The following is an 11,615-nucleotide window of genomic DNA, read 5'->3' as shown; positions in this document are numbered from 1 at the left end:
GATTTAATTCCAGATGAATTATAAGCATAGTCTTATAAACGTGTTGATTTGATAACTCAGCTTGCGGACACGAAAAATAATCTGCTAAAAGGTGTTTTGGATTATTCCATCTTTTCCTCTCAGATTTCTCCCAAGCTAAAGAGTTTTATAAGTAGGAGAAAACTATGAGTAAATATTCTTTAGAAACATTAGCTGTACATCGCTCTATACCAGAAAAGAGCGGGTCGGTACAAACACCTATACATCAAACTTCTAGTTTTGTATTTGAAAGTACAGAGCATGCTGCAAATCTTTTTGCATTAAAAGAGTTTGGTAGTATATATTCACGATTAACTAACCCAACAGTAGATGAGTATGCTTCTAGGTTAGCTAATCTTCATGGAGCTGCTGGAGGATTTGCCTGCTCATCAGGACATGCAGCACAACTTTTGATTTTCTTAAATCTACTTCAAAGTGGAGATCATATAGTTGCTTCTAAATATTTGTATGGTGGTTCAGTAACACAATTGACACATACATTTCCAAGGCAGTTTGGGTGGCAGTCAACTCTAGTTGATATAAATAAATTAGATGAGGTCAAAAATGCTATCCAAGAGAACACCAAAGCACTATTTATAGAGTCTCAATCTAATCCTTCTGGAGTTATTGCCGATATCAAAGCACTTGCAAAAATTGCTCATGAAGCGGGTATTCCTTTGATAGTGGATAATACTGTTGCAACACCTTATCTACTAAATCCATTAGAACATGGTGCAGATATTGTCTCTTATTCTTTGACAAAATATTTAAGTGGCAATGGCTCTATAGTAGGTGGTGTAGTTGTTGATGGAGGAACTTTTGATTGGTCAGCTAATGATAAATTTCCTTTATTGGCAAAACCTGATAGATCCTATAATAATATTTCATTTCATGAAACTTTTGACAAGTTGGCTTTTACCGTTAGGGGGCTTGCGGTTGGTTTGCGAGATATAGGTGCTACTCTTAGTCCACATACTGCTTTTTTGGCCATACAAGGTCTAGAAACATTGGGAGCAAGGTTAGATAAGCATATCAAAAATGCTGAAAAAGTAGCAAAATTTTTAAATGCTCATCCCAAGATTAAAAAAGTTAATTATGCTGGTCTTGTTAACTCTCCATATAATCTTTTGGCTAATAAATACTTTCCAAAAGGTGTCGCTGGATTGCTAACAATAGAGTTAAATGAAGGATTTGAGGCTGGTAAGAATTTGGTCGAGCAAACAAAGCTATTCACACACTGTGCTAATATCGGTGATGCTAGAAGCTTGATTATACATCCAGCTTCAACCACACATTCACAGTTAACAGAACAAGAGCGCATACAATCAGGAGTATCTGATGGTTTGGTAAGATTATCAATAGGCTTAGAAGATGCTAATGATCTAATAGAGGACTTAAAGCAGGCTTTGGATTATTCGGAGGTGCAGTATGACGATCAATGCAAAAAAGCCATTTGAGTTTTTTAGAGACTTACAGCTTAATTATCAAACTGAAATTAGTATCAAGAATAACTCTAGTATCAAAAGATTAAAAATTGCTATTGTAAATTTGATGCCAACTGTCAAAGAAACTGAAAAGCACTGGGCAGATGTACTTTCTCATAATAACTCTACAATTGTTGAGTTAGTGTTTTTTCATTCATTAGTACGTCCTAGTACAAGAGTTTGCGAGAGTTACTTACAAGAAAATTATGCTAATTGGCAGGATTATGATTTTGCTGATTTAGATGGAATTATTATAACAGGGGCTCCAGTTGAGTTATTAGAGTTTGAGAGCGTTGATTTTTATCCAGAAGTTTGTGAGATAATTTCAAAAAGCCTTGAGTATGAATTATCTGTGATGTTAGTTTGCTGGGCTGCTCAGGCTGGTCTAAATTATTTATATGATATAAATAAACAATGTCTAGAAAATAAGTTATTTGGTGTATATGAACATAAACCTATTAAACATGATCATCCACTATTAAAAGGTATAGATGGTGAGCTTAAAGCTTGTATATCTCGACAAACAAAAATTACAGATCAGAAAGTATTGGAGCATACAGATGTTATCCTAGCATCTGCAATAGATGGTTTAGATTGTTTAGCTGATAAAAAGTATGATATTACCTATATGTTTAATCACCTAGAATATACTCAAGATACCCTAGAAGCAGAGTATTTAAGGGATAAAGCAACTACCAATAATATAGATAAGCCATATAACTACTATGATAGCCAAAATAATATTAATTATTCATGGCAAAATGATAGAAAGACTTTTTATTCTAATTGGTTGGATATTATTAAAGATATTAAATAGCAGAATTATAAACCCCAAGCAGTAATAATATCTTCTTCAGTGATTTTCTTTTGATTGAGATTTTCAAAGTAGATTATATATTGTTTAATTAGCTGGTTAATATACATATCTTCACCAGAGATATAGAAAATATCATTTTTATTACAATACTCGAGTAGATAGTTTTTCTTATTATCTTTTTCAGGCATAGCGTGACAAAATACAATTTTTGCATCTTTAACTAAGTCTATAAATTGGGTATTTTGCTCTAGCTCTGGTGATGATGATATTGGTGTAGCATCAACTACTAGATCATACGGACCTTCAAAATGAGGGATGTTTTCTATACCTAGTTCTTTTCTTTTTTGAGCTACTTTTTCGGCACTTCTACCGACGATAGTTACTTTGATACCTAAGTCTTGTAATACTTTAAAAGCAACTCCAGATACGCCACCATTACCGTATATTACTGCGGTTTTTATAATTTTGTTTGATGCTTTGATACCTTTTTTAAGAGCTGTTTGTAAGCCATGACAGTCTGTATTATAACCATAAAGCTTGCCATCTTTATTGATGATTGTATTGACTGCTAAAGTCTCTTTAGCTAGAGGCTCTATGTAATCTAAAAATGGTATTACTTTTGATTTTAGGCCATTGTGAGCCGTTACTGTACCACCATTGACAAAAGGTGCTCTAATAGCATCAGTATAAGTCTTAGCAGTTATATCACCAGAAAATGTAAAATAACAAAGGTTTAAGCCTAGCTTCTGTATAGCAGTGTTATGTCTTGATATAGATGAGTTACTCCCAGAAGTAGAAAATAAAAACTTAGTCTCAGTATTAAGAGGAGCTTTAAAATTATCCGACATCTTATCTCCTTAGCTATGAATAATTAACATTGAGTATGCTCTAAGAGGAGGGAGCTTGCCTTTAGTTGTTTTTTCTATAGTCTCCGTACCAGCTCTTTCATGATTTGCAATCACATGCCACACATTAGTTTCGGTAGTTGGAACAATATCGTTGATGTCATAGTTATCAATTGCTGTTGCATTATAAACTATAACAATATTTTTCCACATATCTCCATTGGCATTATCCTTGAGATGAGATACGATAACTCCAGAATGAAGATCATGGTATGCTGCTGAAACAATTAGGTGTTTACTGATATCCTCAGGACTAGTTATTCTAAAAGCAGGGTGTTCTTTTCTTATCTTTATAAGTCCTTTTACATAATCAAAAAAAGGCTTGTATTGTAATTTATCTTGCCAGTGAAAAGCATTAATATCATCACCACTCTTATAACTGTTATGATCACCTTGCTTTGTTCTCAAAAACTCACAACCACCATGCAAGAATGGCACTCCTTGAGATGTTAATAAAATACCAAGGGCTAAACCGTTTTGGCGAACTCTACGGCTTTCAAAGATATTTTCGGGAATATTTTTTCGATAATCTCCAGCTTGGATGTTCCTTTGCAGGCTTTTTTCAATTTGGTCCCAAAGTATATAGTTATCGTGAGCATCTACATAGTTGATAGTCTCTTTAGGGTTAGCAGTTAGATCATGTATAGAGCCTCTAAGACCTTCCATAACCTTGCCGATATTAGCTGGATTATGAGCATCTCCATTGATGTAACCATTACCTGGACTATTATTGCCTCTAATCGCATCCCTGAATGTATCATTAAATACACAGAAGTCTTGGTTTCTCTGAGTGCCCCTATATGTACCATTTCTTAGAGGTGAGTCACCAGCTTTCCATGGTTCCCCATAGACTATAATACCTGGATCTATTTGTTTTACTTCTTCAGTAATTTCTTTGATAGTATCAAGATCAATTAGTTCCATTAAGTCAAATCTTAGACCATTGATTTTATAGTTTTTGACCCAGTGCAGAACAGAGTCTTTGATAAACTTGCGCACCATTGGTTTTTCGGTATCAAGTTCATTACCACACCCAGAACCATTGGTAAAGTGGCCTTGGCTATCAGTCCTGAAATAATATTTTGGCACAATATTGTCAAAGTTCGATGTATCAGTCATATGGTTATATACCATATCCATAACGACACCAATACCTTTGTTATGGAATCCGGCAATCATTTCTCTAGCACCTTTGATTCTTTGAGTTGGATCAAAAGGATTAATAGAGTAGCTTCCATCTGGTGCATTGTAGTTTTGTGGATCATATCCCCAGTTTCTATTATCTTTGATATTGGCATTTGACTCATCAACTGATGAAAAATCAAATATTGGTAATAGATGTACATGAGTGACACCAAGTTCATGAAGACTATCTATACCCGTTGAAACAGATAGCTCACCATTTGGAGTAGTTATTTCAGATCCTTCATATACTGTACCTAAAAACTTGCCTTTGATGTTTTCTGGTATTCCATTATCGGAGCCAATAGAGAAATCTCTGACATGTAACTCATAGATAACAGTATCCTGAGGGTTTTGAGGTGTATGGAAGTAGCTGTTTTTCCAGCTTTCAGGAGATAGCTCATCTGAGTTAAGGTCTAGTATGAATCCTTTTCTACCATTGGCACCAAGTCCAACTGCATAAGGATCTATAGCATAAGTTATTTTTGTATACTTATTACCACGATAGTCTATATCATCAAAATAAAGTCGATATATATAGAATTTATTTTCACAGAGGTCTCTAGGTATACAGGCACTATGTGTACCATATTCTAATTCTGGAATTAAATTAAATGCATCATCAGGCATCTCGTGTTTGTCATTATCATCTTCATGATATATCAAAAGCTCGGCGTGTTTCGCTGTTGGAGCCCATATCCTAAATGATACTGTGTCATTAGAGAAGACAACACCCATATCATCATTTGGATAGTAGTATTTATCCAAAAAGTTACCGAATAATACTTTCGTTGGCATAAAGGTATTATTTGCACGAATTTCTATTAAATCGCTTGGCTTAAGCTCAGAAGGCAAATTGGTAAATATAACTTTTTTAGACTTATACTTAACGATATTTACAGCGTTTGTAACTTTTTTCGAATTTATCCATAGTTCAAATATAGTACCTATCAGAGGAGTATCTGATAAATAAGCCTCTATTTTATTTGGCTCATCAAGTACAGCATAATTTATTCTGGCATTAGTTCTGTTGACAACATCACTTAGAGAAGTATAAATATCATGATCTCCATAAACTATATAATAGTTATCATGATCTTCATCTATTTTGAATGAGCTTGTTTGTTCAGCCCAATCGTTCTGCCAGTACGTGCTCCATGTTCTTTTGCGCGCTATTATGTTTTTATTTACACAATCAGCATATAGTCCAAAGTCGCTCTTTTTAGAAAGTGATTTTGGGCGTGTTTTTCCTTTTTCATCATACGTCCATAAATCCCAACTAAAGTCCTGTCCTAGATATTGTTCATCCTTTTTTATAAAGTGAATAAGTTGACCTTTACGAGGTTCCCTAGCTACTCTAAAAATTCTTTCTGCTTTATGGTTAGGATTGTTTTTGCTACTACAATATACTTTGACTTCACTTATATCTGTTACAGAAGGGTCAACACTTAATTTATTATCTTTGACTTCAATAAGCTTTGATTTTGGCTCTACTCGCCATGTAACATCAACAATACTTCTTTTTTTTGTTAAAGACTCTGTTATCGCTATCAGGTCAACTTTATAACCTGGTACTATATAGTCTTCAGATGCTTTTATTGAAAGAATCTGAGGATTTACAAGCCAGTTGAAAGTCAGTGGTTCAAAAACTCTATTGCTTGCAGAAAGTCTTCTTTCATTGCCCTCTAGATCTATCAAAATAAAAGTATATTGATTTGAGCCATTGATAAGCCCAGAGATCTTAAGAATATTTTTTGTCAGCCATAAGCTACCATCATCAGGGTCAGCTTCCCATATTAGCCTATATCTATCTTCTTTTTTCCATTGATTAAATTGCCCTGTAACATAACCGTATGAGAAGCCATGCGCATTTATTCTAAATCTAATACTGTTTGTATCTGGGTCTTGGTCTAGAGAGTATTCAGCATCGAACTTTTCGAAGATGCTGTCTTTTTCTATCCATATATTATTTAATGACTGCATATTTACAACTTTTGCTTAATAATTTATATATTTTTTAAAAAATTTAGTTAAGCTATTATAGCCTTATTTTTTGAGTTTGAGAACAAGGGTGGCCATAGGCGGGATTTTTATGGCAATCTTTTGGTCAAAGCCATGCTGTGCTTCTGGAACTGATAGTATTTCATCTGAAATAACTTGGCCTGAACCACCAAACTCAAGGCTGTCAGAATTAAAAGCCTCAATATATGATCCTGCATCAGGAACACCTATGTTGTAGTCGTAATAAGTTACAGGAGTAAAGTTACAAACAAATATTAGCTTTTTTTGGTTATCTTTACTAGCTCGGACAAAAGATAAGATACTCTGTTCAGAGTTGTTGGCATCAATCCATTGGAAGCCTTGGTGATCGTAATCACACTCCCACAATGCAGTCTCAGCTTTATAGAAGTCATTTAATTTTTTGAAGAAATGTAGTGTTTCTTTATGTGTGTGATATTCATCAACAACCTGCCACTGTAATTGCTCATATTCTCGCCATTCAACAAACTGTCCAAATTCACTTCCCATAAAAATAAGTTTCTTACCAGGGTGACCAATCATATATGACATATATAGTCGTAGGCCAGCATATTTATTCCATAAGTCTCCCCACATTTTGTTTATGAGAGATTTTTTGCCGTGAACTACCTCGTCATGTGAAATAGATAAGATAAATTTCTCTGAATAGTGGTATACCATAGAGAAAGTGATTAAGTTGTGATGATACTTACGATAAACTGGATCTAAAGAGATATAGCGTAATGTATCGTTCATCCAACCCATATCCCATTTGAAGTCGAACCCTAAACCACCTTGCTCAACAGGTGTGGAGATATTTGGCCAAGATGATGATTCTTCAGCAATTGTGATCACTCCTTTGCAGGTATGCTTTAGGACACCATTGAGTTCTCTTAAGAAAGCAATACCTTCCAAATTTTCATGCCCACCATGAATGTTGGGTATCCACTGTCCATCTTCTCTATCATAGTTAAGATATAAGATATTCGATACTGCATCTACACGAAGTCCGTCTATATGAAACTCATTGATCCAATACATTGCATTTGAAATCAAGAAACATTTTACTTCATTTCTACCCAGATCAAAATTATGAGTTCCCCAACCTTCGTTAACAGCTTTGGTAGGTTCTTGATATTCGTAACATGCACTACCATCAAAGTTGATTAATCCATGTTGATCTTTGCAGAAGTGTCCTGGTACCCAATCTAAAATTACACCTATATCATGTGTATGAAGTTTATCAACTAGGTGCTTCAAACCGACTAAATCGCCATGACGACTATTCACTGAGTAAAAACCTGTTGGTTGATAACCCCACGAAGCATCTAGTGGGTGTTCATGTAATGGCATAAACTCTACATGTGTGTATCCCATATCTTTGATATACTCAGGCAGCATCTGGGCTATCTCTTCATAACTCATAAATTCGCCATCTTTGGTTTTCCAAGAAGCAAGATGTAGTTCATATATATTCATTGGACTATTGTAATAGTCATCAGTAGCACGTTTTTTTAGCCATTTGTCATCATGCCATTTATATTCCATTTGAGTATTTATTATGGATGCTGTATTCGGTCTTAATTCTGAGAAAAAAGCATAAGGGTCACTTTTATAAACGTAATGATTAGTATCTTTATTTGTTACAACAAGTTTATATTTTTGTCCATTTTTGGCACCAGCTATGAATACACTCCATAATCCTGAATTACTAATGGGTTTCATTTGATTTTTGCTTTGAATCTCCCAGTGACTAAAGTCACCTATGACACAAATACTTTTTGCATTTGGAGCCCAGGTTGTAAATCTAATACCATCAATACCATCTTCGCAGGCTGCATGAGCACCCATAAATTCATATGCATATATGTGCTTGCCTTCATGGAAGTAATGTATATCTTGCTCGCCAATAGTGGAATGTTTATTTTGTTTTGAATTTACGTTTTTCATAAAAGCTCCTAGTCAAAAGTATAGAATCAGTGTGTTTTTCAGCGTAGACGCTAATAAGTACTAAAAATCTCTATAATTACAATCTTAATCGTTTATATAAGCTTAGTAAACTGAATAATTAATTTAAAAAATAATTTTACCAGCAATACAGATATTGGTTATTTTAAATTCATAGAGATAGTGATAAGATGAAATGTATGGGCTTTCACCTATGCTCTATTAAGGTGACTAGGTAGTTCGCCAAATTAGTGTGTTTATTCTGTTAACATAATACTAGGGTAGAAAAATGGCAATTCAAAGAGTATTAACCAAACCTTTTGAAAATCAAAAACCAGGAACATCAGGTCTGCGTAACAAAGTCACTGCTTTTCAGCAAGTAGGATATTTAGAAAATTTTGTACAATCTATATTTAATTCTTTGGATGATATAGGAGGTAAGACTCTAGTTGTTGGTGGTGATGGTAGGTACTATAATGATGTAGCTGTACAAATTATTGTTAGAATGGCTGCAGCTAATGGGTTTGGTAAAATTATAGTTGGACAAAATGGTATCTTTTCTACTCCAGCTGTTAGTTGTGTTATTAGAAAGTATCAAGCTTTTGGTGGTATTGTTTTATCGGCTAGTCATAACCCGGGTGGTCCAAAAGGAGACTTTGGTATCAAATATAATGTTTCTAATGGTGGTCCAGCACCTGAGAAAATTACAGATAGAATTTTTTCAGAAACTAAAAAGATTGACCAATACTTAATAAGTGATGCACCTAAAGATAGTGTTAATTTAAACAAGGTAGGCACATACAAAATTGAAAATACAACCGTCGAGGTTATTAACTCAGTAACTGATTATGCTGAGTTAATGCAACAAATATTTGATTTCGATAAAATTCGTGAACTATTTGCAAATGGTTTTAAGGTTCGTTTTGACTCTATGAGTGCAGTATCTGGTCCTTATGCAAAGTATATTTTTGAGACTCTTTTGCAAGCTCCAGCTGGTACAGTTGTCAATGCTGAACCACTTGAGGATTTTGGTGGTTTTCATCCGGATCCAAATCCTGTAAATGCTGAAGACTTAGTTAAGCATATGCGTAGTGGTAAGTATGATTTCGGTGCAGCTTCAGATGGTGATGCTGATAGAAATATGATTGTAGGCAAACAAATAGATGTATCACCTTCAGATAGTCTAGCAATTATGGCTGCAAATGCGCATCTTATACCAGCGTATTCAAAAGGAATTAAAGGTGTTGCTAGATCAATGCCTACATCAACTGCAGTTGACAGGGTGGCAGAGTCAATAGGTCTACCTTGTTTTGAGACTCCAACAGGATGGAAATTCTTTGGGAATTTATTAGATGCTCAGAAAATTACACTATGTGGTGAAGAGAGTTATGGAACAGGTTCAGATCACATTCGTGAGAAAGATGGAGTTTGGGCAGTATTGTTCTGGTTGAATTTAGTTGCTGCAACAGGCGAACATGTTGATCAGTTGGTTGAGGAACATTGGCAAAAATTTGGTCGTAACTTCTATTCAAGACATGATTATGAAGCTATAGATACTGTGATTGCTAACTCTATCATGAGTTCTTTAAGGGATAAATTATCTAGTCTTGCAGGAATTCAGTTAAATGGTGAGAAAGTGGCTAAAGCAGATGATTTTAGTTATACAGATCCAATAGATGGTTCAGTTTCTAACCATCAGGGAATAAGAATTATTTTTGAAGAGGGCTCTAGAATTGTGTTTAGGTTGTCAGGCACAGGAACACAGGGGGCTACTTTGCGTATATATTTAGAGAAATATGAGTCTGATTCTTCTAAATTTAATATACCTGCCCAACAAGCTTTAGCTAGTCTGATAGATATTGCTGGAGATTTAACCAATATTAAATCTCTGACAGGAATGACTGAACCAACTGTAGTAACTTAATTTAAAAATGCATTAACACTAAGGAGTTAATTATCATGGATAATCATAATTCATCATCACATCAATTATATAAAAAAGCTATGGCACTTGTATTAGCGGGTGGGCGTGGTTCTCGTTTATATAATCTAACAGACACTAGAGCTAAACCAGCTGTTTATTTTGGTGGTAAGTTTAGAATTGTAGATTTTGCTCTATCCAACTGCTTAAACTCTGGTATCAGAAGAATCGGTGTGGTTACACAGTATAAATCGCACTCGTTACTTCGTCATATCCAACGTGGTTGGGGATTCTTACGTGGTGAGCTAAATGAGTTTATAGATTTGCTACCAGCTCAGCAAAGGGTTGATGAAGAGAGTTGGTATCGCGGTACTGCCGATGCGGTATATCAAAATATTGATATTTTACGCTCTTATGGTCCTGAGTATGTCATAGTTCTAGCTGGCGATCATATATATAAGATGGACTACTCAGTAATGCTAAGAGATCATGCCCAAAGCGGTTATAAGTGTACTGTAGGGTGTGTTGAAATTGCAGAAGAAGAAGCATTTGCATTTGGTATTATGGGTATTGATGAAGATCGTAAAATTACAAGCTTCGTCGAAAAGCCTAAAGATAATGCACCAACAATTCCTGGCACAACTGACAGATGTTATGCGAGTATGGGTATATATATATTCAATTCTGATTATTTGTATGATTTACTTGAGGAAGATATTGCAAATAAAGAATCAAGCCATGACTTTGGTAAAGATATAATTCCAAGAGTGGTTAGTGAAAAACAAGCTTTAGCACACCCATTTAGTATGTCATGTGTTCCTAGAGGAGAGGGTGTTGAACCATATTGGAGAGATGTTGGTACTATAGATGCATTCTGGGAAGCTAACCTTGATTTAGCAGCTAATATGCCTGAGTTGAATATCTACGATAAAGACTGGCCTGTGTGGACAGCTCAAGAGCAGCTTCCTCCGGCTAAGTTTGTGCCAGATAGAAAGGGTAATCATGGTGTGATTACAAATACTCTTGCTTCAGGTGGTTGTATAGTGCTTGGTTCGCAAATATCTAAATCATTGATGTTCTCGAAAGTTAGAGTCTCAGCAGGTTGTGAGATTGATCAGTGCGTGATAATGCCTGAGGTAGTAGTAGGTGAAAATTGCCGTCTGAAAAAAGTTGTGATTGATAAAGGTTGTGATATCCCAGCTGGTATGGTGATTGGAGAAAATCCAAAAGAGGATGCTAAAAACTTTTTTAGAACCGACAAGGGTGTGGTACTAGTAACTAAAAAGATGATAGATGAACTAAAAGAAAAATAAGAGAAGTTT

Annotated in this window: 7 protein-coding genes and 1 riboswitch; of the genes, 4 read left to right on the top strand and 3 right to left on the bottom strand. The window is 35.0% G+C overall.

The annotated features are described in order from the left end of the window. Nucleotides 1–30 precede the first annotated feature (30 nt). Nucleotides 31–108: riboswitch (SAM riboswitch) on the top strand. Between the two features lie 56 nt (nt 109–164). Next, the gene (locus F7308_RS09095) at nt 165–1,475 is read left to right on the top strand and encodes an O-acetylhomoserine aminocarboxypropyltransferase/cysteine synthase family protein (protein ID WP_013923578.1); all 1,311 of its coding nucleotides are present in this window, start codon (nt 165–167) and stop codon (nt 1,473–1,475) included. Then, nucleotides 1,447–2,319, top strand: coding sequence for a homoserine O-acetyltransferase/O-succinyltransferase family protein (locus F7308_RS09090; RefSeq protein ID WP_013923577.1), 873 nt, complete (start codon nt 1,447–1,449; stop codon nt 2,317–2,319). The genes F7308_RS09095 and F7308_RS09090 overlap by 29 nt, the downstream gene beginning before the upstream one ends. 5 nt (nt 2,320–2,324) lie before the next feature. Here F7308_RS09090 and F7308_RS09085 read toward each other — a convergent pair whose 3' ends face one another. The 3 genes from F7308_RS09085 to glgB all read right to left on the bottom strand — a co-directional run bounded on the left by F7308_RS09085 (nt 2,325) and on the right by glgB (nt 8,375). Then, nucleotides 2,325–3,167: a shikimate dehydrogenase family protein gene (locus F7308_RS09085; RefSeq protein WP_013923576.1), complete on the bottom strand. Its 843-nt coding sequence runs from the start codon at nt 3,165–3,167 to the stop codon at nt 2,325–2,327. 9 nt (nt 3,168–3,176) lie between these two features. Next, a complete protein-coding gene (gene pulA, locus F7308_RS09080; protein WP_013923575.1) occupies nt 3,177–6,389 on the bottom strand; it encodes a type I pullulanase in 3,213 nt (1,070 codons plus the stop codon). A 63-nt stretch (nt 6,390–6,452) separates the two neighbouring features. Further along, entirely contained in the window at nt 6,453–8,375 is a 1,923-nt protein-coding gene (gene glgB, locus F7308_RS09075) for a 1,4-alpha-glucan branching protein GlgB (RefSeq protein ID WP_013923574.1), read from the bottom strand. A 286-nt stretch (nt 8,376–8,661) separates the two neighbouring features. Here glgB and F7308_RS09070 point away from each other — a divergent pair, with 286 nt between their 5' ends. Both F7308_RS09070 and glgC read left to right on the top strand, forming a co-directional pair. Further along, nucleotides 8,662–10,296 carry an alpha-D-glucose phosphate-specific phosphoglucomutase gene (locus F7308_RS09070; protein ID WP_013923573.1) on the top strand — a complete coding sequence of 545 codons (1,635 nt, stop codon included), beginning with the start codon at nt 8,662–8,664 and terminating at the stop codon, nt 10,294–10,296. Nucleotides 10,297–10,331: 35 nt separating this feature from the next. Further along, nucleotides 10,332–11,606: a glucose-1-phosphate adenylyltransferase gene (gene glgC, locus F7308_RS09065; protein ID WP_013923572.1), complete on the top strand. Its 1,275-nt coding sequence runs from the start codon at nt 10,332–10,334 to the stop codon at nt 11,604–11,606. The last annotated feature ends 9 nt before the right edge of the window (nt 11,607–11,615 follow it).

The sequence above is a fragment of the Francisella salina genome, assembly GCF_000219045.1.
Lineage (GTDB): Bacteria > Pseudomonadota > Gammaproteobacteria > Francisellales > Francisellaceae > Francisella > Francisella salimarina.
Note: the sequence above shows the minus strand (reverse complement) of the source record. Positions and strands in the feature narration are given on the sequence as shown.